We start from the raw sequence: 26,739 nt of genomic DNA, 5'->3' as shown, positions 1-26,739 counted from the left end.
ATGAAAAATAAACTCCCATTAATATTTATACTTGGTTTAGTTACGCTTAGCCTGTTCAGTAATTCCTGCAAAAAGGATAATAATAGTAATATACCACACCTGTTAACAACCGGTGTTTGGCAACTGGCCTCTGTACAGGTTTATCATTACTTAGGCAATGCACAGGTAGGCGACCCGGATACATTAAATACCGATTGTCAAAAATCACAGTTTTTCACCTTTAAAACAGACAATACCTGTTCTTATACAAATTTTGACTGCCTTGATCAAACCACAAACAGCACCTGGACACTGACGCCTAACAGGTTATATTTTGCATCGGATATGGTTTGTAAGATTAATGTAGCAGGTGGTGGCTTTAGTACAAGTACCCCATTTAAAAATACGCAGATATTTAACCTTGGCACCTACTCGCTGGTATTGCAAACCGGTGATGTTGAACCCAATTATTCGGCAACGAAAAAGCGGCAGGTAGTACGATATGGATTTATAAGGCAAAATGCGACAACAATTACCAATTAAAACACGTAATAAATATATATTTGAAATATAATTGAACGATTTATTACTTAATTACCGGTAGCATACAGATTACCGGTAGCTTCATAACCTTTTGAAAAGCATAAACTTTAATGAAGAAACGAATTGCCATTTTTGCTTCAGGTTCGGGATCAAACGCCCAAAAATTAATGGAGCATTTTAAACGCAATGCCGAAGCCGAAGTTGTACTGATACTCACCAACAACCCACAAGCTTACGTATTACAACGTGCCGACAATTTTGAAGTGCCATCGCACATATTTACCCGTCATGAATTTTTTGAGACAGATGATGTAATTCGTCTGCTTAAAAACCTCCAGGTTGACCTCATTGTACTGGCTGGCTTTTTATGGCTGATACCGGGATCCTTACTAAAGGCTTTCCCCAATAAAATCATCAACCTGCACCCTTCCCTGTTGCCTAAGTATGGCGGCAAAGGCATGTATGGCGATCATGTACACAAAGCTATCTTAGACGCCAAAGAAGAAGAAAGCGGCATCACCATCCATTTTGTGAATGAGAATTTTGACGAAGGCGAAGTTATCCACCAGTCGAAATTCAAAATAGAGGCCGGTGATAACCTGGAAATGATAAAATTCAAGGGGCAGCAACTGGAACACCTGCATTTCCCTAAAGTGGTTGAAGCGCTGTTGAAGAAGATGAAAAGTTAACACGATTTTAGGATTTGGTAGGATTGACAAGATCTTTTTGCTGTTGCGTTCGCAACGGGTGAAACAGCAAAAAAACACATCTATCTAACAATCAATAAATTGCGACTTGTCATATTTTACAAATCGCAACAAAACCGCTACAGTAAAAGGCTAAGTACAGGCTATCGGCGTAATTAAATTGATCTTTGTTCAGAAGTCTTCCCCCATCAAGTCTTGATACTTGATACTAACTACTTGATACTAATTTAAATACTCCTTTGGTATAGGGTTATCTTTCCGTTCGCCATCAAAAAACCAGGCCAGGATCCAGAAACGGGTACCATCATTAAATAGTTCGATGCTGTTGATGCCCCGCTCAATCACAGGTCCGTTTTTGATATTGCGCGATTCATAGGTACTGAAAACATGGTATATACTGCCAAACTTTTCCACCTTCCGGGAAATCTCCCTTTCATCAAAGCCATCACGGGAAAGTGAGGCATCCGAGAGGCGGTGATATTCTTTAAGCGTCATATAATTAAAACGCTGTTTTCCCTGCTTATCAATATAGCCCGAGCCTACCCGCGCATCAGCAATATGCAGCAGGCTATCGCGCTCATAGCTTACCTTCTCCCCTTTCTTCACGGTTACTACATCGTAATAGGCTTTCATGATACCGTCAAGCGTGCTCACGTTATCACCGTATTTGGTAATTACCTGGGCACGGGATGGCTGGTAAACCAAGGTTAAAACCACGAGACATATTAACGTCAGGAATTTTTTCTTAATCGTTAACACTTTATACTTGAGTGAGGTAGGCTGAGTCATAATTGTAAGTTTTAATAAATCACTCTAATTTATTAAAACTTACCTTATTTGTTGATGCTTAGCTCAATACATAGTAAAAATTAAACCGGGCGATACTTATCCGTTCTTCAATATCCTTACCATCCAGTTTACCTGAATTTTACTCATTTAACATGTATTTATCAACGCCATCGGCAGGCTTCCAGTCGCTGCCTGGTTCATAGTAATGCCACAGCAGCGCCGATACCTTTTTTATAAGCAAACCGGCCTCATTAGTAGTTCCCCAGCTTTGATCGGTATTGTGGTTGGTAATAATGGAGAATACATAATCGCCATGCGGAGCGTTCACCAGTACGATTTCGGATCTTGATTCATCAACCGCGCCCTGTTTTGATATCGTATGCACATACGGCGGAATCTGTGACAGTGCTTTCTCATCCCAATAAATCCGGCCCATGTTGCGGACCATCCGTTCACTGGCCGCCGGGCTTACCGCTTCTCCCCGCCCTATCATGGTAAACAAACGGCACATTTCATAAGGAGTACTTACTCCCCAGCCATAAATCTTGCGGATAGCCTCACGACCGGCTACCCTTGAATTTACCCGCATCACTTTAAAGCCATTTTGTTGAAGCCAGTTATTAATATAATCGCCGCCAACCAGCTTTTGCAGCCACAGGCTGGCAGTATTATCGCTCATGGTAATCATCAGCATGGCCACCTTGCTTAACTGTACGGTATCTTTATCTTTAAACGAGCCCAAAATATCCTCGCCGGCGTACAAAAGCGAATCGCGGTAAACAAGCTTCTGATTATACTTCAATTCGCCCTTTTCTATTTTATCCATCAAGCCACATTGAATGCTCACCTTGATCATACTGGCTGTAGGGAACAGCGTATCTGCATTTATGGCAACTGTTTTACCCGTCTTAAGGTTTTGCACATAGATACCTGCCTGCCCGTGAAAACCGCTAATGGCATTTTGCAATTGGGCAGTAAGCTTTTTATCAGTTTGAGCGAAGGAAGAAAGAGTGAGAAATGTAAAAAGAGTAAAGAGTTTAAATTTCATAAGGAATGATACGTTGAAACACTAAGTTATTAAAATGGGCTTTAAATAATTAGATTTGTTTTCTTAAAACGTTATTGTGGGTTTGAGGAGATGACATAATTAAAAAGATTTGTCATCCTGAACGCAGTGAAGGATCTATTCGCAGACATTACAGGGCGAAGAAGCATAGCGCATATTAGATCCTTCACTGCGTTCAGGATGACAAAAAGTTTTTTTTTCGTCATAGGAAGGCCCGAAATAACGTTTTAAGAAGTTCACAACATATATGAAATACCTGCGCTGGCTTCTGTTTCCCTTCTCACTAATTTATAACCTGGTAGTTACCATTCGTAACTGGTGTTATGATGCAGGGGTATTTAAAACCACAACTTTTAATAAACCAATATTAGCTGTAGGTAACTTGGATGTGGGCGGTGCAGGCAAAAGCCCGATGACGGAGTACCTGATTCGCCTGTTTAAGGATAAGTATAAACTGGCCACACTCAGCAGGGGTTACGGCCGAAAAACCAAAGGCTTTTTAATTGCTGATGACCTAACCGGTGCATCATCAGTTGGCGATGAGCCTGCCCAATTTAAAAGTAAATTCCCCGGCGTTACGGTTGCCGTTTGCGAAAAGCGGGTGGAAGGCATTAAGCAGCTTGCTTATAAACATAACGTTATTATTTTGGACGATGCTTACCAGCACAGGGCAGTTAAACCCGGTTTTAGCATTTTATTGTTTGATTATAGCCGCGTATTTGAGCCCCATTTTTTATTACCGGCCGGCAATATGCGTGAACCCTTCAGCGGTCGCGAAAGGGCGAATATCCTCGTCATCAGCAAATGCCCGGCAACGTTATCTGCTGAGGACCAAGCGAGGATTAGCAAACGTATCAAGCCATTTCCACATCAGTCTTTATTCTTCACCTCCATAAGCTATCTGCCCCTGCGCAATATGGAAGGCTCCACTATTTATCATACTATTGATGAGCATACAACCGTATTCCTGCTTACTGGCATTGCCAATCCAGCACCATTATTATCGCATTTAAAAAAGTTCACTCCCCTCATCATTCACCATAATTATCCCGATCATCACCAGTTTACCTTAAAAAATATCAGTAAACTTGCCGATGATTTTTCTGGCTGCCCATCACAAAAAAAAATAATCATCACAACAGAAAAGGATGCGCAGCGTTTAGGGGAACAGGAATTGCAATCGGCCATAAAAAAACTCCCTGTTTTGGTATTGCCAATAGGCATCAATTTTTTAAATAAAAGCCAGCAGCAGTTTGATAATTTAGTAACTGAATATGTTAGACAATATTGAAAGCACCGCCCGGTATATTAAAAACCGTATTGGCGATTTTGAACCCGAAGTGGGTATTATTTTAGGCACAGGACTGGGCGGCCTGGTTAAAGAGATAGTTGTTGAAAAACAATTAATGTATTCTAATATACCCGATTTCCCCATTTCTACCTTGGAATTTCACTCTGGTAAATTAATATTTGGTACCCTTGGCGGTGTAAAGGTTGTTGCCATGCAGGGCCGCTTACATTATTACGAGGGGTATAGCATGCAACAGATCACCTTCCCCGTTAGGGTAATGAAATACCTGGGGATTAAAACTCTGTATGTATCAAACGCCAGCGGATCACTAAACCCAGATTTTAAAAAAGGCGACCTGATGGTTATTGCCGATCATATTAACCTGCAGCCACAAAATCCACTTGTGGGGCGCAATTATGAAGAGCTTGGCCCGCGTTTTCCGGATATGAGCCAGCCATACCAGCGATCACTGATTGATAAAGCTTTAAGTATTGCCGTTGCAAACAATATTACCTGCCACAAGGGAGTTTATGTTGCTGTAACCGGCCCTAATTTAGAAACCAAGGCAGAGTACACTTACTTAAGGATTATAGGCGGCGACGCGGTTGGCATGAGTACCGTACCAGAAGTTATTGTTGCAAACCACATGGGCCTGCCGGTATTTGCCATATCTGTATTAACAGACGAAGGCTTTACCGATGTACTGGAACCTGTATCTCTTGAGGATATCATAAAAATTGCCGAGGATGCCGAACCCAAACTGACCATGATCTTAAAAAATCTGATAGCAGGTAATTAATGCGTAAAGAGCTCAAATATATTTTATTGTTACTGTTGTGCCTCAATGTGCACACTGTTTTCGCGCAATACGGCCAAATAAACCGTGCAAAACCACTATCAACAAGGGATACATTAAGAACGGAAAAAAAAGTTAGCGACGACCAACTGCTGGATAGTTTACGTAAAAAAGAAGACAATAAAAAAGACTCCGTTGTTTTTAGCGCCAAATTTATCCGGGTAACTATGGAGCGGTTCCTGAGCGATAGTACACAAACCTTCGCCCTGGATACAGGTTTGTATAATTTTGAAAACTATAGCCCTCTGATGGATCCGCGCAACCCGCGTATTAGTTTGGGCTATACGGGCCTGTCGCAAAGGAGTTTGCTGTTTGAGCCCAGTAAAACTATTGGCTTTGATGCCGGTCAGCATGCGCTTGATGTTTATGCTTTACGACCGCAGGATATAAAATATTACAATGCGCGGGTAGCTTACTCCAATCTCACCCTATTCAACGGTTTCGGCAGTTCGGCCGAGCAGGTGTTTAAAATCATTCATACCCAAAACATTAAGCCTAACTGGAATGTGGGCTTTAACCTTAATTTTAATGGATCAAGGGGTTTCTATAGTTACAGCAATGTTCTGCAGCAAAATGTGAGCGACGTTAACGCAGCATTATTTACCTGGTACCAATCAAAAAGCAAGCGGTACAACCTGTTGGCTAATGTGATATATAACAACTTAAAATCACCAGAAACAGGCGCTATCCTCAACGACTCTGTTTTTACAAGCTCCGGCAACACCCTTTTTTATAAAAATTCTGCAGCAGTACGCCTACCCAACAGCTATGAAAACTGGACTGATAAAAGCCTTTACATTAAACAGTTTTATTATTTAGGGCGGATTGACAGCTTAAATAAAGGGAATGCCAATTCTAAAATATTGCCAACACAACGCGTTGCACATACGTTTCTTGTACAAAACAACACGTACAATTACCTGCAAACCAACCAGCCCGATACCTATAATGTATTCCCCGATTATTATTACAGCAATAACAGGTCAAGAGATTCATTGGTGGTTACGCATATTCAAAATGAGTTTTCGTACAGTTTTTACCTGAGGAGCAAATCGGTAAAGTTTGTAAAGAATGAGCTGAAGCTTGATCTGGGCCTGATACATGACCTTTATCATTACGCGCAATATGTAAGTGATACTACCTTAAATCAATATGGTTACCAATACATTCACCAGAATAAGGTTCAGAATAATACCTTCCAGGATATCACCCTTAAAGCAAAACTAAGTTACCGTTTTAGCGATAGAATAGGCCTGGAGGGCGATCTGCGACAAATAGTACAGGGACGCGATTTTGGCGATTATTACTATGGCGCAAAGCTTACCCTTGCAGGCGGAGCCAAAGCAGGTAAAATTATTTTAGAAGCTTACTCGCAAAACAGTACGCCCCCGTTAATATACACCAACTGGGTATCAAACCACTACATTTTCCACAACAGTTTTGATAATCAAAAAACTACAAGCGCCTCGTTTAACTATGTGAACAATCCATTACAGTTAGATATTAAGGCCGAGTATTTTTTGATAGCCAACTACCTGTATTTTACAGCACAGCCAGGCGGCATTGATGCCCACCCTGCCCAGTTAAGCAATGATATAAACCTGCTTAAAATCAGCATTGGTAAAAACTTAAGCTACCATAGCCTGCACTTTGATAATTATGTGGTTTATCAAAAAACAGATTATCAATCAACTCTGCGCACTCCGGAGGTTTACACTTATAGCAACCTGTATTTCAACAAAACATTTTTCGGGGTGCTGAAATCAAATTTTGGTGTGAGCGTTCGTTACAATAGCCCATATGTTGCGCCATCATATGCAGTAGGGATTGCCCAGTTTTATAACGGACCAGACATTACCTTTTCTTCCTATCCTGTTGCATCTGTGTATTTTAAAGCCACCCTGCAACGTACCAACCTGTTCCTGATGTATGATTATGCCAACCAGGGTATTCAAAGCAAAGGATATTATACTGTTAACCGATACCCGCAACAAGATCGCCTGTTAAAATTTGGCGTAAGCTGGACGTTTTATAATTAGGATTACGGGGTTCGGGGGTCGTGTTGCGAGGTTCGGGGAGAAAGAATTTGTTATGAATTAAAAGCTTGCTGGGCGTACGCATTTGTCTGAATCAGAATTTTCAGAATTCAAGAATTCACAGAATTTTACCTAACTTGATTGGCCTATCCCAAAAACTGCAAACTGCAAACTGCAAACTGCAAACTGCAAACTGCAAACTGCAAACTGCAAACTGCAAACTGCAAACTGCAAACTGCAAACTGCAAACTGCAAACTGCAAACTGCAAACTGCAAACTGCTTAAGTTTTCTGTTTCTTCTTTTTAGCGGCGGGGAATAATACGTTGTTGAGTATTAACCTGTAACCTGCCGAATTTGGGTGGAGTTTAAGATCGGTTGGCGGGTCGCCAACGGCATGCTGGTAATCTTCGGGGTCGTGGCCACCGTAGAAAGTCCATTGTCCCTTTCCAAATTCGCCGTGAATATAGCGGGCCTCGTTGGATGTTTTCATTTCGCCCATGATAGTTACGCCCGGCTTAAGCATGCTTTTGTTAAAGGCGGTGGTAAGCCCCATAAAGCCTTTAATCACTTTATCATGATCCTGCGTAAGCATACTTGGCACCACATCCCACTTGGCCGAAAAATCAAACAAGGTAAAAAAATCACGCTGACGCTCAACCTGCCGGGTAGTAGTTACATCAATATTACTGAACTGATGCGACATCGGATTCAAATCAAGCGTGAAATTCTGAAAGGCGAAGGTTTGCGTAAAATCAAGCTTTGATTGCGCATCCGGGTCGGCAGCGTCACCATCAAACATGCGCTCGCAAATATCCGTATTAGCCGATGCCAGGGCAATATCAAAAGTATCGGTACCCGAGCACATGGCAAACAAAAAGCCTCCGCCTGCGCAAAAATCACGGATATTTTTGGCTACTGCCAGTTTCATTTGCGATACCTTTTTAAAGCCCAGTTTGTGCGCCAATGCCTCCTGCCCTTTTACATCATCATTATACCACTGCGCAAATCTGAATGCACCATAAAACTTACTGTACTGCCCGGTAAAATCTTCGTGGTGCAGGTGCAGCCAATCGTATTTAGGCAGATCGCCTTTTATTACTTCCTCATCATAAACCACATCATACGGAATCTCGGCATACTTTAATACCAGCGTAACGGCATCATCCCAAGGTAACTTATTCTTGGGCGAGTATACAGCCATTTTGGGAGCCTTCTCCAGTTTTACCAAATCCATATTCACAGATGGATCACTTACTTCGGCCACAATCTCGTTCACCTTAGCATCCGCCAGCACCTGGTAGCTTACCCCACGAATCTTACACTCCTGCTCTATCTTCTCATCGTACTTCAGCATAAAACTCCCGCCGCGGTAATTGAGCAACCAGTCAACTTCCTCGCCATTCTTTAAAGCCAGAAAAGCTATACCATATGATTTCAGGTGGTCTTTTTGCTCCTCATCCATGGGGATTAGGATAGATGCAGCCCGGGATATTATTGGAGCTAAAAGCAAAAGGCAGAAAGCTAAAACCCGGAAAGAAGATAAAAAACGTTTCTTATATAATTGATTATTCACTATCCGGTAGTATTTGTTTGGGTGTCGATTTATCAAATGTAACGAATAAACGGTTAATGTATTACCATGCAAGGTCTGTCTTTTTATCTTACAACTATTGTATAAAAAGCTTTAAGCCTTATGCTTTTGGCTTTATGCTTTTTTATTACCTTTGCCAACTGTTTTTAAAAAAACAAAGAAATGAGCAAAGCAATAATCAAAACTGAAAAAGGTGATATGACCGTAGAGTTTTACGATCAGGATGCCCCAAATACCGTAGCTAACTTTAAAAAATTAGCAAAATCAAAGTTTTATGATAACGTAACCTTTCACCGCGTTATCCCTAATTTCATGGTTCAAGGTGGCGATCCAACCGGCACTGGTGCTGGTGGCGCAGGTTACAAAATTGATTGCGAACTTACAGGCGAAAACCAATACCATGATCGTGGTGTACTTTCAATGGCTCATGCAGGTCGTAACACTGGCAGTTCACAGTTCTTCATCTGCCATAGCCGTGCAAATACAGCTCACTTAGATCGTAACCACACTGTGTTTGGTAAAGTGATTGAGAATGTTGACGTAGTTGATGCTATCCGCCAGGGCGATAAAATTTTAACAATCGAAGTAATAGAAGAATAGCGAATAGTGAACGGTTGATTGAGTTGATCAGGTTAAATTTCCAAAACAACGTCACTCAATCAACCACTCACCTAATCAACCAAAACAAATGAATTTACAAGGAATTGTAGCCGTATCGGGTAAACCGGGCTTGTGGAGAGCTTTAGCACAAAATAAAACCGGTTATGTACTGGAGAGCCTTGATGCTCAAAAAACCAAACTGGTAGCCAACCTTTCAACAGCCAAATTAGCTGCACTGAGCGAGATCACCATTTTTGGTGTTGATGATGATATCAGGCTTACTGATGTATTTGAGCAAATGAAAGCTGCTTCAAATGTTCCGGATGCTAAGGCTGATGGTAAAAAGCTAAGAACTTTCTTTTATGAAGTAGCACCACAGCACGACGAAGAAAAAGTATATGCCTCTGATATGAAAAAGATCGTATCATGGTTCCAGTTATTAAAGGATTTGCCACTTTTTAACGAAGTTGATCCAACCCAGGCACCCGCAGTTGAAACTCCGGTTGCAGAAGAACCGGTTGCAGAAACCGTAGCAGCAGAATCTGCACCAGCCGAAGCCCCCAAAGCAAAAGCTAAAAAGACTACAAAAAAAGCCGAGTAATCGGCTTTTTGCTTTTCTTCCCATTAATCATTTTCCGACCGTAATTGCAAGGTGGGTAGGCATGTCAGTCTGAGCCTGTCGAAGACTCGCGCGGAAAGGCCTTTGCCCACTATCCTTCGACAGGCTACCCATGACGTATTGGATTTTGAGGCGTGTCGGCCTGTCAGTCTGAGCCTGTCGAAGACTCGCGCGGAGAGGCCTTTGCCCGCTATCCTTCGACAGGCTCAGGATGACAGCCAGTTTTGTTACGTCATTTCCCCTTCAGAGGCCACCGAATTTTACCACTCAGGATGACAGCCATTTTTGTTACGTCATTTTCTCCTTCACAGGCCGAAACGGATTTTAAAACTCAGCAAGACAGCCTTTTTTAAGAGCGTCATTTCTCCTTCAGAGTTCCGCAAAATTCTTTCACTCGTATGACGTTTCTTTTTTGCAAAAAACCTTTTTGTCATCCTGAACGCAGTGAAGGATCTATTATTCGCCATGCTTTTTCGACCTGTAAAGTCTGCGATTAGATCCTTCACTGCGTTCAGGATGACAAACCTTTTAAAACGTCATTTCCCTTTAAATGCCCATTGGATTTTAAAACCGGAATTGATGGTTAGTGGAATGTCATCGTGAGCCTATCGAACCATAGCGGGCAAAGGCCTCTCCGCGCGAGTCTTCGACAGGCTCAGACTGACAGGCCATTTAGGGTTTGTTTTCATATCAACGTCAATTCCCCTTCAGAATACATGGGATTCTATAATGTGCAATAGCGGGATATTTTACCCCCTACGCATCTACCGCATCATACACTATAACCTTTTCCCAAAGGTGACTACAGTTTTTAATAAATTCAAGGTGTATAGGGTGAGTTTGATACGTAGCCTGACCAGCCAGATCGCTGAAGAACATCAACTCAGATACTGCCCAGCTGTTATCAACTACATCGCGCTTTTCGGTACTGGCTACAACGCCTACGCGCAGCTTCCGCACGGTTTCAATTTTCGAAAGGGTTTTAACGCCGGCTACCAGCTTATCACGATCTTCAACCGAGGCCGGGTTTTTAAGCCAAAAAAATACATGGTGAACTACCGGCCATTCTTCTTTTTGTTGAACTAATGGCAATCCTGATGCAGCTACCGTGCCTGCCGCAAGGATTGCTGTGGTTGTTATAAATTTTCTTCTGTTAGAGGTGCTCATGGTAGGCTAAATAATGGCTTAAATTAGGAAGAATTATTTAAAATGGAAGAGTGCTATAGATATTCTCCAGGGGAGTCACGTTCAAAAAAAACACGGTGTCATGCCGAATTCATTTCGGCATCTCACGCGAAAGTAAGCACGGTGAAAGTTTGCTACAGGCAAGTCGCAGCCCTGGCAGGTGTGAATATCCTGTGGGATGCCGAAATAAATTCGGCATGACGCAAGTTCGTATTTTAAGCAATCTCCGTTACAAGCAATCTACATGCTTGCACTCCTCATCGGCAAACTCCGGCTCAAAAGTGCTATGGTTAATATCCATGTGTTGCAGGCGGTGCCGCAGATCATGCTTAATGCTATCAAAATCGGCAACAGCTTCGGGCTTAATAACCAGGTGGGCCGTTAGGGCATTTTCTGTAGTGCTTAGTGCCCAAACGTGCATGTGGTGCACATCTAAAACGCCTTTGCCCTTCATTAGTTCGGCTTTTATCTTTTCCAGGTCCATTTCGGCAGGTACGCCATCCATTTCCAGGCGCAGGCTGGCTTTTAACAGCCCCCAGGTGCCACGCAGTATCACTACCGCAATTACTATACTCACCACGCTATCAATCCAGTACAGGCGGGTAAAATAAATAATAATACCCGATATCACTACGCCGAAAGATACAATAGCATCAACCGCCATGTGCAGGTACGCTCCTTTAATATTAAGATCGGTATCCTTATCCTTTACAAAAAGCCAGGCGGTAAGCGCGTTAATGCCTATCCCTATAAAAGCTACCCAGGCCATTGTTCCGCCGGATATGGTTTCGGGATTTATAAAGCGCATTATTGCCTCGTAAACTATAAAGCCAACTGCAACAAACAGGATCATAGCATTAAAGAAAGATACGATGATGGTTGATCGTTTATAGCCGTAGGTATATTTGCTATTGGAACTTACTTTGGTGAGTTTAAAGGCCAGCAACGCCAGGGCCAGCGAAGCTACATCGCTCAGGTTATGCCCGGCATCTGTTAACAACGACAGAGAATGGGTTACAAAACCGGCTACAGCCTCCACAATCACAAACACCGAGTTTAATATAATACCAATGATGAACGCGTTGTTCAAATGATCTAACTTGGGGGCATGATCATGATGATGATGACCGTGTGCATGAGAATGATCGTGACCTGACATATAGCAAAGGTAGGAAAAATGATTTTAGATGCGTGGATTTCAGATGTGCAGATTGTTTGTCTTAATCAAAAGTTCATGTGAACAGCGATTAAACATTTGGTAATATTTTTGTCTGAACTCGAATTAAACGAATTAAAGAATGGGCAGAATTACCAAACTTATATTGTGTGCGATAGAATTCTTAAAATTCAAGTAATTCCATGAATTCGAGAAATTTCGGTTCAGACAATCAAACAATCATCTGCACATCTGAAATCTGCATATCTGCACATCTATTATTCATGATGATACGGCTCACCTTTCATGATCGTAAACGCCCGGTACAGCTGCTCTATAAAAAACAGGCGAACCATTTGATGCGAGAATGTCATTCGGGAAAGGGCGATTTTATCATTTGCTCTTTGATACACTGATTGATCAAAACCATAGGGACCACCAATAACAAATACCAGGGTGGCTGATGAGCTGAGCTCCTTTTTGCTGATATAGGCGGCAAATTGGGTCGACGAATATTCGGTACCCTTTTCATCCATCAGTATCACATGGTCAAGCGGTGCTATTTTTTTGAGAATCAGCTCGGCTTCTTTAGCCTTTTGTTGCTCGGCCGTAAGCGACTTGGTATTTTTCAGTTCGTTAATTTCAACTATTTCTATTTTGGTGTAATGCTTCAGGCGCTTTACATATTTATCTATGCCCTCTTTTAAATAGGCATCTTCGGTTTTGCCAACAGTTAAAAACGTGATCTTCATATCTGAAACAAATAAACGTTTATTTGAAATATATGTGTTTATTTAGCCTCAACTTTTTTAACAAAAAATGGAACAGGATATTATTAACGATTACAATCAAAGGGCCAGCGCAGCACAGCAGGAAGCCGCTAAATATAAAAAGCTGGCCAATACCTATTCGTTACTCAGACTAAGTATTTTCGCGCTGATTGTTGTAGCTATCAGCATTGCCGTGCAGCAAGATAATTTCACTATAGTGGCGGTGGCTTTTGTTGTTCTTATTTTTGCTTTTGCCTGGTTGGTATCGCGGCAAAGCCGGTTCGAAAAGCTGAAACAATACTTTGATGATCTGCAAAAAGTAAACCTTAACGAAGTTGCCAGCATACAAACCCACGCCAATATTTATAACGATGGAGCCCGCTTTGCCAGCGAAAAACATTTTTACACTGCCGATCTGGATATTTTTGGCAATGCATCCCTGTATCAACTGGTAAACCGCACCGCTACATCAACCGGTAATGCCAAACTTGCCGATTGGTTTGACGAACCATCAATCAAAGAGATTATTTTACCAAGACAGGAAGCGATTAAAGAAATAGCAACCAAAAAAGATTGGAAACTGGAGATCCAAACCCGCCTGCTATTTGGTATTCAGCAGGATGCTAATCAGCTTAAAAACCTGTTTAAATACCTGCACCTGCCATTGGATATGCCCGGCGAAAAATGGCTTGCGCTATATGCCAAAATTGCCCCTTATTTATTTACAGGTATATTAATACTGGCATGGTTTATCCCCCAGGCAAAACTGGCTGCAATTATAATTGGTATAGCCAATATGGGTATCGTGTTTTCAAAGGCCATGTATATCAGCAAGGCAGATATGATTGCCGGTAAAATTGGCAATACGCTAACCAACTATGCCGATGTATTTAAACGCATTGAAGAAGAGCAATGGCATGCCACCTATAACGTTTCACATGCAGGAATGTTAAAATCCGGTAAAACATCCGGCAAAATAAAAGAGCTGGCTTCACTCATCAATAAACTCAATTATCATTTAAATATGATAGTTGGCTTTATTTTAAACCTGTTTTTTTTGTGGGATATACGCCAGGTTATTGCCATAGAAAACTGGAAACGCCAAAACACCGAGAGCCTGGAAACAGCCTTTGATGTAATTGCCGAATTTGAAGCGCTCATCAGCCTGTCTGGACTGGCAGTTAATTATCCCGACTGGGCTTTTCCGCAAATTGAGGATAAACCTGGTTATACACTCATTGCGCAATCCCTTGCCCACCCGCTTATTAGTGCCGCAAAACGTATTGAAAATAATTATGAGCTGGAAGACACCCACAAGATTGACATCATCACCGGATCAAATATGGCGGGCAAGAGCACCTTTTTACGCACCATTGGCATAAATACTGTACTGGCCCTTTGCGGTGCACCTGTATGCGCTAAAAGCATGCGTGTTTCTGTAATAACCATGATTACCTATATGCGTATAAAGGATTCGCTGAACGAAAGCACATCCACCTTTAAAGCCGAGCTTGACCGCCTCCAAATGCTGCTTGCCGCAGTAGAGAATCATCCCAAGATATTTTTCCTGATTGATGAAATGCTGCGCGGCACCAACTCGGTTGATAAATACCTCGGTTCAAAAGCGGTAATAGAGCAGCTGATCCGTAAAAACGCGGTTGGCATGGTTGCCACTCACGACCTGCAGATTGCCCGCCTGGAAGATAAATACCCTGATTATGTACGCAACTTCTACTTCGATATCCAGGTAAAAGATGGCGAAATGCTGTTTGACTATAAAATCAAACACGGCGAATGCAAAACCTTTAATGCTTCCTTATTGCTGAAACAGATAGGAATTGACGTGGAAGCTGAATAGAAGGGAGAGAGTAAGCATAACGCAAAAATCCTCTCCCCCGAAGTCATCCTGAACTTGTTTCAGGACCCCACAGGACAGGTTGCCAACATGCTGTACACCTTGCAAATGGGATGCCGAAACAAGTTCGGCATGACCTTATGGAACATAAAAAGGGCCGGAAGAATAAATCTCCCGGCCCTTATATTTTTCAAGTCTTAATTTCCGACTCTAATTTACTAACCTATCGTCCGCCTGCTGGGGTATTACCCTGTCCACCCTGATCGCCTTGTTTAAGGTCATCATTGTTTACACCTTTTTTCTGTTGCTGCGGATTGCTGAAGCTTAGTTTACCAAAGCTATAGCTAAACGTTAAACCGAATGAACGGAACGGAAACGCAGTTGAACTGGTTTGCGTAAATGAAGCATTGCTGATGTTGGAGTCAAAATGTTTGTCCCTGGCAAATGGCTGTACAGTGTTAAAACCGATAGCCAGTTTTTTGTCCATAAACTGTTTCTTAAAACCAAAGGCATATATCCCAAACGCGGGGTTAGTACCCTGGATGGTTCTGCGTGATGAATTGGTAAAGCCAAATAATTCTGCCAGAAAGTTATGTGGAAACTGGTATGAAGCGCTTCCAAAAGCAGAGTATTGAAAATAAACACCTGTTTTTGATGCAGCAATATCATACTGAGGGAATATAGATGGATTATAAGTATATGCGTTAATGCTGGCACGGATGGTAAGTGGCTTTATCGGGTTTATCGACCCAAAGAAACTGGCACCAAATGAATTGTTTCTGCCAACATTTTGGTAAGCAGTACGCGTTCCGTTTATTACCTGGCCATTTATTTTTTCACTTAAAGTATCTGCAATACCTTCTATCAGGTTATTGGTATGCTTGTAATAAACCGAAAAGTTAAGCACAGATGATTTCACGAACTTATTGATGTTTAACTCCACAGTTTGTGATACCTCGGGCGATAAATTCACGTTACCCACAGTTTGGCTTTGTACGTTACTACGGTTAATGAATGGATTTAAAAACTGCAAACTCGGCCTTTGAATACGCTTGCTGTATGATAGCTTTAAAGTTTGGCTACCCAACTGCTTTTGTATGGTTAAGCTTGGTACATAAGTAGTATAGCTGGAAGAGAACGGTTTTAAATCCTGGTAAAGGTCGCCCAATTTATTAGGGTCCTGGAAAGGATTTTGTGGATCGCCTGTTATCCTTGTGTTTTCAACCCTGCCACCTACAAGCAATGAATAGCTTTTAGGCAAAGTGAAGGTTAATACCGCGTAACCTGCATATACGTTTTGATTATAGTTGTACAGGTTGGAGTTTAATGAATCACGTAATGCGTCATTACCATCGCTGTCTGTGTTAAATATATCATAGTTACTATTGATACGGCGTTGTATGGTTTTACCACCAGCCTCAACCTTTAATACTTTACTTACCGGTAATGTATAATCGCCCTGGAACGTATATTCATTATTTTTACCATTGTTGGCGCCCATTTGGCTTGGGTTAACCGCGGTAAATAAGTTGGTATAATTAGTTGTAATTATACTGTGGCTCCATTGGCCCGAAAGGGTAAACTCTTCTCCCTCTTTTTTAAACTTGTGCGTATAATCAAGATTCCAGTCAAAACCGCCAAAGTGATTATGCGATTGGGTTGTGCTTTTGTAATTGCTTACTATACCTGCTAAATCAACATTATTGATTCCTTTTCCATCAGTATTAAAACCACCGTCATTAAGTCTGAAAGTGCTGTTAAAGCTGTTAAAAGCATTAACCTCATAACCCATAGTTACAGAACCAATTGCCCCATGCCTTTTAATACGGCTTGATGAATTATTGTAGTTATGGCGGATAACCTCCCCATTTTCACCTCTAAAAACCTGATCAAAGTTTGTTGTTGATGTTTGCGGCCAGGTTAAGTTCCCTCCCGCGTTAATGCCCAGGCTAAACCTGTTTTTGTTATAGTTTAAGTTAACGTTACCGTTATTTTGACGGGTACCTACACCACCGCTTACCGAACCACTAAAACCCGAAACATTTTTTTGTTTGGTAATAATGTTGATGATACCACCAGAACCTTCCGCATCATATTTTGCTGATGGAGATGTTACCACCTCGATACTTTTGATCTGATCGGCAGGGATGGTTTTTAAAACATCAGCTAAACTGGCCGATGTTGCCCCCGATGGTTTACCGTTAATTAATACACGCACGTTTTGGTCGCCACGGATAGATACGTTACCGTTAATATCCACAGCCACCAATGGCACTTTTTGCAGCACATCGGTAGCGTTACCACCGGCAGATGTAAGATCCTTTTCGGCATTGTAAACAATCTTATCTATCTTGTTTTCAATCAGTGGTGCCTGGCCAACTACATTTACGGTAGCCAGTGTTTTTGCTCCCGGAGATATAAACACAGCGCCCATTTTATTATCCGGCTTTGAAGCTGTAGTAGTTATTGGCTCAATTGTTTTTGATGGATACCCGATAAAAGATATAACCAGTTTATAAGAACCTGGCTTTACGTTATCTAATTTAAAGTTTCCTTTTTCGTCGGTTAAAACGCCGTTTATCGGCGATTTACCACCACTGCGGTATAAGCCTACAGTAGTATAATCCATTGGCTTTTTTGTAATTGAATCTATAACGGTACCTGAAATACGGCCAACAATGCTTGGGCCGCCACCACCCACACTAAACTGGGCTTTGGCCGAAAGAGTAAAACAAAAAAGTGCTATTAGTATGTAAAAACGTTTCATTTATTATATATTTTCGTAATTGGAGGCGAAAATACTTCAAATGTTACACCGTAAACCTTTATTTTTTCAATAAAGCGCCTTTTGTCATGTATATGTTACACTAAGTTAACACAGGTAAACACCATGCGTATTTATATTTTATAAGCCACTTTTTTGGAAAGTTTTATACAAGGCCCTTCCACCAGTAAATAAAATAGCCACGCAAATAACACACTCACTATAATCCCTGTCATAAACTCTAATCCTTTAAAAATAAATGTTTTGGGTAACAGCGTACCTAAATAAACAACAAGGTTGCTGCCAATCATATCATGTGTAAGGTATAATGAAAACGAGATCCGGGAGAGGAAACTAATTACCGGGTGTTTTTTTAGAGGTAACAGCAACAGCCCCAAAGCAAATAATGCAGCGCAGGTTGGCAGCCAGCCAAGGGTATATATACCACATGTAGTTATCAAAATACCTAAAACCAATACTTCTATTAAGTTTTTCCCTTTTACCAGGTATAGGTAATACAAAATGCCCAACGCAAACACCGGAAAGCTATTGACCAAACCGGCCTCCGGTACATTTATCATGATGGGCAAAATACTTAATAGTAACACCAACCATTGCCCCCATTTACTGGTAAACCAGGGGAAACACAGGGCAACAAACAGGTAATATTGAAACTCAATACCCAAAGTCCAATAAACCGGACTAAGATAAGATTGCCCTACAAAGGTATTGAGGTAAGCCAAATGGCATAAGGCGTTCAACCAGTCGGGGCTATAATTTTCTACCCAAAAAAATTTAATAATGATGGCCAGCGCAATAGAAATAATATAGGGAGGCTCGATGCGGATAATACGTTTTAAAATGAAACGCCCGCTTAATTTCCAGGTATAGTTTTGCGGGATGGCCCAGCAAATGATAAAACCCGAGAGCAGAAAAAACATGTATACCCCCAGCCAGCCATACTTTAAAACCGGCAGGGCTTTACCTCCCAAATGAAAAAGCGCAACAGCCATAGCAGCAATAGCGCGGATATAATCAACCTGCGGTATATGCTTTTTTTGCTGGGTACTGATAGGGGGTATTGTTAGCACATCCACTTAAACCGGGTTAACAACGAAATTAAAAAAACGTCATTGCGAGGTACGAAGCAATCGCACGCTTTACAGAGCGTTCCTGCACTGTTCGCGATTGCTTCGTACCTCGCAATGACATGGTTATTACATGCTACTGGGTTGACGAATATTTAAACCGGCTGCCTACACAACCATATTCACAATCCTGCCTTTAACAACAATTACCTTTTTAGGGGCTTTGCCGTCGAGATATTTTTGTACATCGGCGCTGGCTAAAACAGCAGCTTCTATTTCCTTTACATCAAGGCTTAATGAAATACTGAGGTTCATTTTCATTTTACCGTTGATAGATATCGGATATGCAAATTCATCCTCAATTAAGTACGAACTGATGAACTTAGGGAAAGGCGCGTACGACAACGTACCAGCCGGGTTACCCAGCAATGTCCATAATTCTTCGCAAATGTGTGGGGCGTATGGCGATAGTATGATCACCATATCCTGCAATATCGCGCGGTTATTACATTTCAGGTCGGTTAGTTCATTAACGGCGATCATGAAGCTGGAAACCGAGGTATTGAACGAGAAGCGTTCCACATCTTCCTCCACCTTGCGGATGATCTTATGTAATGATTTCAACTCTGCTTTTGAAGGCTCGGCATTAGATACACTAAACTCCCATGCCTCGTTATGGAACATCCTCCAGAATTTACGCAGAAATTTGAACACCCCCTCAATACCATTAGTATTCCATGGCTTGCTCTGCTCCAGCGGACCAAGGAACATCTCGTACATGCGCAGGGTATCGGCACCGTAACGGCTAATGATGTCATCCGGGTTCACAACATTGAACTTGGATTTTGACATCTTTTCAACTTCAACACCGCAGATGTAAGCCCCCTCCCGACCTCCCCCGGAAGGGGAGGAGATAGAACCATCCTCAAGAATAAAGACTGAATTTTTATAATCAGACCTCCATGTCCTGAATTTATCAATATTCAGCACTTCATTTACAACAATATTAACATCAACATGAATTCCTGAAGCACTAAGGTTAATAACACCTATTCCATCTGGCAATAAGCTTTTATAATTTTTTTCAATTTCATGACTTATAAAAGGATCTCCGTTTTTATATTTATCAAAAATCCCCTTTGAAATAAACAACTCGGGTCTTTCGAAATCATCTTTGGAAGGATCATAAACCAATTCCGGCATAATTCTGTATACAAAATTGCTCCTTCCCTGTATCATCCCCTGGTTAATCAACTTTTTAAAGGGCTCATCTTCAACCACCAGGTCAAGGTCCTTTAAAAACTTGTTCCAGAAACGGCTATACAATAAGTGGCCGGTAGCATGTTCGCTGCCGCCGATATACAGGTCAACATCTTTCCAATATTCAATAGCTTCTCTTGATGCAAACTCCTTATCGTTTTTTGCATCCATATAACGGTACCAGTACCAGCTTGAACCTGCCCAACCCGGCATGGTCGAAAGTTCGTAATGATAGCTCGCACCATCACCCCCCGTTTCACTCTTGTAGCTCCAGTCTTCGGCTCTGCCTAACGGTGGTTCGCCGCTTTCGGTTGGCAGGTATTTGTCAACCTCGGGCAATAACAATGGCAGATGACTTTCTTCAATTAAATGTGGCAAGCCCTCTTTAAAATAAACCGGTACCGGCTCGCCCCAATAACGCTGACGGCCAAAAATAGCATCACGCATCCTGAAGTTTATTTTTGCTTTACCGGCGCCAATTGACTCCAGTTTGGCAATAACGGCTGCTGTACCTGCTTTGTAGTCCAGCCCGTTCATAAAGTCGGAGTTGATATATTTACCTTCCTTGGTAGGGTCGGCTTCTGTTTCAATATTTTGTATATCGAGGATAGGTACTATCGGGAGGTTAAAATGTTTGGCAAACAAATAATCGCGCTGATCGCCCGATGGTACGGCCATCACAGCCCCGGTACCATATCCGGCTAAAACATAATCAGCAATCCAAATCTGGATCTTTTCGCCATTAAGCGGATTCAACACATAGCTCCCGGTAAACGCGCCCGAAACCGTTTTGGCATCGGCCATCCTATCCAGTTCCGATTTCTTTTTGGTTACAGCTATATAAGCATCAATATCTGCCTTTTGCTCTGGCGTAGTTAAAGTTGCCACCAACTCATGCTCAGGAGCTATCACCAAAAATGTAACACCAAAAATGGTATCAACACGGGTAGTGAAAACTTCGATGTAATCGTGAGTGGTGAGTTGTATGTGGTGAGTAGTTTTATCTATCGGAAATTTAACACTGGCGCCGGTACTTTTACCTATCCAGTTCCTTTGCATCTCTTTTAATGGCTCGGGCCAGTCAATGGTATCCAGTCCCTGTAATAATCTTTCGGCATAGGCGGTAATGCGCATGCTCCATTGCATCATTTTCTTTTGCTCAACAGGGTAGCCGCCGCGCTCGCTAAAGCCGTCTTTTACTTCGTCATTAGCCAGCACGGTTCCTAAAGCGGGGCACCAGTTTACGGTACTTTCGCGCAGGTAGGTTAGGCGGTATTTTAAAAGTTCGGCCTGCTGCTTTGGGTTGCTCATGGCATTCCATTCACCGGCAGTAAAACTTAATATTTCTTCATCACATACAGCATTGATGCCTGCAGAACCCTCTTGCTCAAAATGGGCAACCAGTTTGGCAATAGATTCGGCCTTGTTTGCATCCTTATTATACCAGCTGTTAAACAACTGCATAAAAATCCACTGTGTCCATTTATAATAATCGGGCGAGCTGGTGCGCACCTCGCGACTCCAATCAAAAGAGAAACCAATCTGATCCAGCTGACGGCGGTAGGTAGCAATATTATCTTCGGTAGTAACCGCAGGGTGTTGCCCTGTTTGTATGGCATACTGCTCGGCCGGTAAGCCAAAACTATCATAACCCATGGGGTGCAGCACGTTAAACCCTTTTAACCGTTTATAACGTGCAAAAATATCAGATGCGATGTAGCCCAGCGGGTGACCCACATGCAAACCCGCACCCGATGGGTAAGGGAACATATCCAGCACATAATACTTGGGTTTGGCGCTTTTATCTTCGGCTTTAAACGTTCCGTTCTGTGCCCAAAACTGCTGCCATTTTTGCTCTATATCCTTAAATTGATAGTCCATTTTATTATTTACGCGTATGAGGTTGCGAAATTAAGAAAATCTCTATTAGTATGGTAGTTTATTGGCGATTAGTTGATTAACCTATTCCTTTTAAGGTACATAACCTTTGTTATGATTGCAAAACCCTCCATAATAACGTCATCCTCATCATTATTAATAGATATTAATATTTTTAGTTAACTAATTATATAATTAACCGTATTAAAGTTAAATTTGGTGACACTTATTAAACTTAAACATGAAACACAATTACAAACTGCTTTTATTAGCCTTATTATGCGTGGCCTTCACCTGGTCGGCCTGCAGAAAATTAAAAGACGAACCCAACACCAGCACAGTTAGCACCAAAGTAGTTAGCACACAAATGGCTTCAAGCCTTAGCGAATCTTTGTATGGCGCGCAAGGTGGCTTTAGCATCGAAGACGGTATTGACTATCCAAGCAATCTTGATTTTGCTCACAAAGGCAAAATTAAAGTTCAATCAAACCATCACCTTGTTTGCGGTTTTAAAATTGATACCACCTTCTCGGCCAACTTTGATACCGACAGCGCAAAGCTTGACCTGTGGGAAAAAATCAAATACGAAGTTTTGTGCACCAACAGCGTACCTTCAAGTGTAAATGTTAATGATAGCTTACGTTTAGTTATAGTTGGTGGCGGCAATAACATTACAGCAAAATATGGCAAAAGCTTTTTATTAAAAAGCCTTAGCCCAGGCCAAACAGGCGCAAAACTTCAGCTGGATGGCAAATTGAACTTATTTGTAAACGGCACCTATAAAGAAAACACCACTACAAAAGCCATTGCTGCGTCGCACAACTTCAGTTTATCTACGCTTGTTATTGACCGCTCTGCGGACGCTGATATTATAAGCGGAACCGGAAAATTTTCTACCAAAGGAACTTATGATAAAGGCACCTGGAATTACTCCGGAACCATAGTATTCATCGGTGGCCATAAAGCCAAGGTTACTATTAACGGCGACGTTTACACCATCAATATTAAAACCGGACAGGTGTTATAACCCGAACCTAAAATATGTACCCCCCGACTACTATCGGAGAAATTGCTATAAAAAAAAACACGAAGTCATGCCGAACTTGTTTCGGCACCCCACATGCAAAGTCTGCAATATACTTGTTGTTGACCTGTCCCGTGGGGTGCCGAAACAAGTTCGGCATGACTTCCGTTTTACAAGTCTGTCTTGCTCCAAAAGTCCTTGCTCCTTGCTCCAAAAGTCCTTGCTCCTTGCTCCAAAATCCTTAACGGGAAATTAAACATTGCAAACAATTCCCCATTTGGTGCAAAACACACCCCTCCCGTAACCAAAAAACAAGCTTTCAGTCGGCAAATCTTTAACTGAAAATTAATTAATTATTGCGTTTTAGGGTATTAAAATATCCTTTTATAAATAATGTATGATTGGAATATTTATTGAGTATCGTTTTCCAATAAAAATATCTAAATCAAAATCATGAATCTAAACCTACGCATCGTATTGCCGTTACTAATGGGTGTTGTCATTTCTTATTCGGCATGTAAAAAAACTGAAAATACCGCCACCCCTACCCCCCCCAATACCCCGGCTACAACCCAGGCAAGTGTTGAAATTGGTAAAAACCTTGCACAATCAATTGTTGGTGCTTTCGGTGGTGCCAGTATTAAAGATGGTGTTAATCCATCTGCCAGCTTTTCAACATCAAAGCTTAAAGTACAAAGCAACAATTACAATTGCGGCTTTTATATTGATACCAGCTTAAACCTTACTTTTAACCAGGGCGATACCTTAAAGGCGCATAAAACAGGTGGCGTAAACTATTACTTTGTATGCAACAATAACAAAACCATAGGATACGATCTGATAGATTCCATTACTACAAAAGGCAGCGGCCCGGGCTATGCTTTTACTTATGCCATTATTCAGGATTACCACGTAAGAGGTTTAAATACCAACAATTCCAATTTCTCACTGGATGGAAAATTAAAATCTTTTACCGATAATCAATACACCAAGTATAACACGTTCATGTCTGTTCATAACGTTTATAACTTCAGCAATCTGTACGTACATGCCGACGATAACTTTGATATCACAAGCGGCTCTGCAACTTTTAATTCAAAAGGAAAAACCAATGGCGGCGGATGGGATTATAGCGGAACGCTTAAATTCTTAGGCAATCATAAAGCTCAAATGACATTTTTAAACCACGAATACCTTGTTGATTTACTAACAGGCGAAGTAAAGCCTAATTAACACAAGGCATTAAATAATAAAAGAGCTCTCTTCGGTTTCCGGAGGGAGCTCTTTTTGTTATAATCAGAACTAATAACTTATTATATTGGCAAAATAAAACCTTTTGCTCCCCCCTTAGGGAGCCGGGGGATTGCCAAACCATGAAACGCCTATTCTCAAACCTCACTTTCCAGGTTCTTATCGCTATTGCCCTCGGTGTCATCGTCGGACTAAACTTTAAGGGCTTTGCCCCAACTGCCGAACTCATTAGCAAAACATTCATCAGCTTAATCACTATGCTGATAGCGCCAATCATATTTTTCACCATCGTGCTGGGCATTGCCGGCATGAGCGACATGAAAAAGGTGGGCCGCGTGGGTGGCAAGGCTTTGCTTTATTTTGAAATAGTTACTTCATTCGCGCTTATCATTGGCGTTGCCGTGGCCAATATTGTTAAACCCGGCGCTGGCTTTGTAAACCATGCCGTTGCCGATACCAGCAAGCTTGCCGTGTATGAAAAAGCTGCCGCCGAAATGCACTGGGGCGATTTCATTGCCCATATTGTACCCGGCAACGTGTTTGAGGCTTTTGCCAAAGGTGATATATTACAGATCCTGTTCTTCGCTATTTTGTTTGGCATCGGGTTAAGTCGCATGGGCGAAACCGGGCAATCAGTTATCCAACTGTTTGATAAGCTGTCAAAAGTATTCTTCAACATCATGAAAATTGTGATGAAGGTAGCCCCTTTGGGCGCATTCGGCGGGATGGCATTTACCATCAGCAAGTACGGTTTAAAAACGTTACAGCCATTAGCTATCCTCATGGGCTCGGTTTATTTAACCATGTTCCTGTTCATCTTTGTGGTGCTGAATATCATTTGCCGCATCTACAAATTTAGCCTTTGGCAATACCTTAAATACATCCGCGAGGAAATATTGATTGTGTTGGGGACGTCCTCGTCCGAGTCGGCCCTTCCGGCTATGATGGAGAAGATGGAAAAATTCGGCTGCTCCAAATCGGTTGTGGGCCTGGTGATCCCTACCGGCTATTCCTTTAATTTGGATGGCACTACCATTTACCTGTCTATGTGCGTGATATTTTTGGCACAGGTATTTAATGTACCGCTCTCCCTTGCCCAGCAATTAACCATTATCGGTATCCTGATGATCACTTCAAAGGGCGCTGCCGGTGTTACCGGCAGCGGCTTTATTGTATTGAGCAGCACACTGGCGGCTATTAAAATTATCCCTGTGGAAGGTTTGGCTATCCTGATAGGTGTCGACAGGTTTATGTCAGAAGCGAGGGCCATCACCAATGTAATAGGCAACGGCGTTGCTACTATTGTGATAGCGAAAAGCGAGGGTGAGTTTAGATCACCGACTGCCTGAAGGGGGAGTTTTTTATTAGAAAGTTAGATTTATGCTCTTAACATATCTGCGATGATTTTTGCTCTTAAAATTATAATTATGTTCGCCGGAATGGGCTATACACTGGCTTATTTCATACCCGGAATTTTGGGAGATAAAAAGAAGCTTATCTTCATGGGTGTTGTTGGTGCTTATCGGCGCAATTGAATTTCTTCTTATCTAAGGCTTGGTTTGCTTGCGTTGTCAACGAGTAAGATATTAAATTCGAATTGTATCCGGGCGTTTCCCGCTGATAGAAGCGGGCCGGGCTTTCCCCTCATACGCCTGCAGGCATTACGCTCGTTGGCCGGTACCCGGTACAATCCCTTACGCGAAAATTCTTCTTTTCAAAGAATGATTTTTACCTATAAAGTCACGAGTACTCTACGTTTTTGGCCAGGGCTGCATACTCGCGCCAAATGAGTTAATAATTTGCATCACACCAAGGGTACCAGGCATCGTACATCGCTATCGTTTTCATAAATTTCCAGGCAATAGCCTTTCGGGTCGATATCAGGATAGCTTAGCAATTGCCTGAACGCCTGGCCAACACTGGCCTCATCTTTTTTCCAGTCCTTTAAATACAAACTGATATAAGTTCCTTTCCTTACCAGGAAAGTTTCCGCTTTTTTTTCTTTACCCTCGCCCGGATACGCCTCTTCAGCAGCAGCACGGTAAATGATCCGGCCTTCTTTGTCTGGATTTGAAATACCGTAAAGCCTGTCCCGACCTGGCAAAAGAGCATCCAACGCCGCAAATGCGCCACCAACACCCATCGGGAAAGAGGTTGCCTGTACATAAATGACAGTAATATCTCTTTCAATTGTATATTTTTCCATGTCAAAAGTTTTACTGAATAAAAGTAATTCATCACTTTGAAACGGGCAAGGGTAGAAAATGACAATAAAAGGGGGTAAACGCGACAGCCACCGCTATCGCAAAGAGTCCACACCGCTGCCGCAAGGCTCCAGCCTTGTGGCCCGCATGCTAATTATGCGCCATGCCTTTAGGACGGTCCACTATGATTCAAATTAATGCATACAGGTAGGCTCTAAAATACAAA

The 26,739-nt window shown here is 41.9% G+C and carries 22 protein-coding genes; 12 read left to right on the top strand and 10 right to left on the bottom strand.

The window, feature by feature from the left end; genetic code table 11:
• Together AC1DYB_RS06395 and purN are read left to right on the top strand one after the other, a co-directional pair.
• Positions 1-522 carry a hypothetical protein gene (locus AC1DYB_RS06395; protein WP_295718354.1) on the top strand — a complete coding sequence of 174 codons (522 nt, stop codon included), beginning with the start codon at positions 1-3 and terminating at the stop codon, positions 520-522.
• Positions 523-632: 110 nt separating this feature from the next.
• Complete coding sequence (purN, locus tag AC1DYB_RS06390) at positions 633-1,211, top strand: phosphoribosylglycinamide formyltransferase (protein WP_295718351.1); 579 nt, start codon at positions 633-635, stop codon at positions 1,209-1,211.
• A 240-nt stretch (positions 1,212-1,451) separates the two neighbouring features.
• On the opposite strand, the gene AC1DYB_RS06385 is transcribed toward purN, so the two are convergent.
• Together AC1DYB_RS06385 and AC1DYB_RS06380 are read right to left on the bottom strand one after the other, a co-directional pair.
• A complete protein-coding gene (locus AC1DYB_RS06385; RefSeq protein ID WP_477433360.1) occupies positions 1,452-2,018 on the bottom strand; it encodes a hypothetical protein in 567 nt (188 codons plus the stop codon).
• 139 nt (positions 2,019-2,157) lie between these two features.
• On the bottom strand, positions 2,158-3,066 hold the full coding sequence (locus AC1DYB_RS06380; protein ID WP_477433358.1) for a serine hydrolase: 909 nt from the start codon (positions 3,064-3,066) through the stop codon (positions 2,158-2,160).
• Positions 3,067-3,331: 265 nt separating this feature from the next.
• On the opposite strand from AC1DYB_RS06380, the gene lpxK reads away from it, so the two are divergent.
• From lpxK to AC1DYB_RS06360, 4 genes are all read left to right on the top strand, one after another.
• Complete coding sequence (gene lpxK, locus AC1DYB_RS06375) at positions 3,332-4,375, top strand: tetraacyldisaccharide 4'-kinase (RefSeq protein ID WP_477433356.1); 1,044 nt, start codon at positions 3,332-3,334, stop codon at positions 4,373-4,375.
• Positions 4,359-5,174: a purine-nucleoside phosphorylase gene (locus AC1DYB_RS06370; RefSeq protein ID WP_477433354.1), complete on the top strand. Its 816-nt coding sequence runs from the start codon at positions 4,359-4,361 to the stop codon at positions 5,172-5,174. Before lpxK ends, AC1DYB_RS06370 begins: the two co-directional genes overlap by 17 nt.
• On the top strand, positions 5,174-7,270 hold the full coding sequence (locus tag AC1DYB_RS06365) for a putative porin (protein WP_477433351.1): 2,097 nt from the start codon (positions 5,174-5,176) through the stop codon (positions 7,268-7,270). Before AC1DYB_RS06370 ends, AC1DYB_RS06365 begins: the two co-directional genes overlap by 1 nt.
• Positions 7,271-7,408: 138 nt before the next feature.
• Entirely contained in the window at positions 7,409-7,552 is a 144-nt protein-coding gene (locus AC1DYB_RS06360) for a Kazal-type serine protease inhibitor domain-containing protein (protein WP_477433349.1), read from the top strand.
• On the opposite strand, the gene AC1DYB_RS06355 is transcribed toward AC1DYB_RS06360, so the two are convergent.
• A complete protein-coding gene (locus AC1DYB_RS06355) occupies positions 7,549-8,730 on the bottom strand; it encodes an asparagine synthetase B (RefSeq protein ID WP_477433347.1) in 1,182 nt (393 codons plus the stop codon). The two genes, AC1DYB_RS06360 and AC1DYB_RS06355, sit on opposite strands and share 4 nt — an antisense overlap.
• Positions 8,731-9,021: 291 nt before the next feature.
• On the opposite strand from AC1DYB_RS06355, the gene AC1DYB_RS06350 reads away from it, so the two are divergent.
• Positions 9,022-9,459, top strand: coding sequence for a peptidylprolyl isomerase (locus AC1DYB_RS06350; RefSeq protein ID WP_295718332.1), 438 nt, complete (start codon positions 9,022-9,024; stop codon positions 9,457-9,459).
• An 88-nt stretch (positions 9,460-9,547) separates the two neighbouring features.
• A complete protein-coding gene (locus AC1DYB_RS06345) occupies positions 9,548-10,060 on the top strand; it encodes a DUF5606 family protein (protein ID WP_477433345.1) in 513 nt (170 codons plus the stop codon).
• Between the two features lie 774 nt (positions 10,061-10,834).
• Here the strand turns inward: AC1DYB_RS06345 and AC1DYB_RS06340 are convergent.
• The 3 genes from AC1DYB_RS06340 to rlmH form a co-directional block, all read right to left on the bottom strand.
• Positions 10,835-11,245: a Dabb family protein gene (locus AC1DYB_RS06340; protein WP_477433343.1), complete on the bottom strand. Its 411-nt coding sequence runs from the start codon at positions 11,243-11,245 to the stop codon at positions 10,835-10,837.
• 247 nt (positions 11,246-11,492) lie between these two features.
• Positions 11,493-12,422, bottom strand: a complete 930-nt coding sequence (locus AC1DYB_RS06335; protein ID WP_295721036.1) for a cation diffusion facilitator family transporter — start codon at positions 12,420-12,422, stop codon at positions 11,493-11,495.
• A 275-nt stretch (positions 12,423-12,697) separates the two neighbouring features.
• Positions 12,698-13,171 carry a 23S rRNA (pseudouridine(1915)-N(3))-methyltransferase RlmH gene (rlmH, locus tag AC1DYB_RS06330; protein ID WP_477433341.1) on the bottom strand — a complete coding sequence of 158 codons (474 nt, stop codon included), beginning with the start codon at positions 13,169-13,171 and terminating at the stop codon, positions 12,698-12,700.
• A gap of 67 nt (positions 13,172-13,238) precedes the next feature.
• On the opposite strand from rlmH, the gene AC1DYB_RS06325 reads away from it, so the two are divergent.
• Complete coding sequence (locus tag AC1DYB_RS06325; RefSeq protein ID WP_477433339.1) at positions 13,239-15,047, top strand: MutS-related protein; 1,809 nt, start codon at positions 13,239-13,241, stop codon at positions 15,045-15,047.
• A 220-nt stretch (positions 15,048-15,267) separates the two neighbouring features.
• Here the strand turns inward: AC1DYB_RS06325 and AC1DYB_RS06320 are convergent, their stop codons facing one another.
• The 3 genes from AC1DYB_RS06320 to AC1DYB_RS06310 all read right to left on the bottom strand — a co-directional run bounded on the left by AC1DYB_RS06320 (position 15,268) and on the right by AC1DYB_RS06310 (position 22,037).
• A complete protein-coding gene (locus tag AC1DYB_RS06320) occupies positions 15,268-17,811 on the bottom strand; it encodes a TonB-dependent receptor (protein WP_477433337.1) in 2,544 nt (847 codons plus the stop codon).
• A 131-nt stretch (positions 17,812-17,942) separates the two neighbouring features.
• Positions 17,943-18,899 (bottom strand): acyltransferase family protein, encoded by a 957-nt coding sequence (locus AC1DYB_RS06315; RefSeq protein WP_477433335.1) that lies wholly within the window; start codon positions 18,897-18,899, stop codon positions 17,943-17,945.
• A 165-nt stretch (positions 18,900-19,064) separates the two neighbouring features.
• Positions 19,065-22,037: a leucine--tRNA ligase gene (locus tag AC1DYB_RS06310; protein WP_477433333.1), complete on the bottom strand. Its 2,973-nt coding sequence runs from the start codon at positions 22,035-22,037 to the stop codon at positions 19,065-19,067.
• A 238-nt stretch (positions 22,038-22,275) separates the two neighbouring features.
• On the opposite strand from AC1DYB_RS06310, the gene AC1DYB_RS06305 reads away from it, so the two are divergent.
• The 3 genes from AC1DYB_RS06305 to AC1DYB_RS06295 all read left to right on the top strand — a co-directional run bounded on the left by AC1DYB_RS06305 (position 22,276) and on the right by AC1DYB_RS06295 (position 25,658).
• Positions 22,276-23,061 (top strand): hypothetical protein, encoded by a 786-nt coding sequence (locus tag AC1DYB_RS06305; protein WP_477433331.1) that lies wholly within the window; start codon positions 22,276-22,278, stop codon positions 23,059-23,061.
• Between the two features lie 450 nt (positions 23,062-23,511).
• Positions 23,512-24,291: a hypothetical protein gene (locus tag AC1DYB_RS06300; protein ID WP_477433329.1), complete on the top strand. Its 780-nt coding sequence runs from the start codon at positions 23,512-23,514 to the stop codon at positions 24,289-24,291.
• A 140-nt stretch (positions 24,292-24,431) separates the two neighbouring features.
• Entirely contained in the window at positions 24,432-25,658 is a 1,227-nt protein-coding gene (locus AC1DYB_RS06295; RefSeq protein WP_477433327.1) for a dicarboxylate/amino acid:cation symporter, read from the top strand.
• A 455-nt stretch (positions 25,659-26,113) separates the two neighbouring features.
• Here the strand turns inward: AC1DYB_RS06295 and AC1DYB_RS06290 are convergent, their stop codons facing one another.
• Positions 26,114-26,515: a transcriptional regulator gene (locus AC1DYB_RS06290; protein WP_477433325.1), complete on the bottom strand. Its 402-nt coding sequence runs from the start codon at positions 26,513-26,515 to the stop codon at positions 26,114-26,116.
• Between the last annotated feature and the right edge of the window lie 224 nt (positions 26,516-26,739).

Source organism: Mucilaginibacter sp. P2_A4 (genome assembly GCF_056405015.1).
Note: the sequence above shows the minus strand (reverse complement) of the source record. Positions and strands in the feature narration are given on the sequence as shown.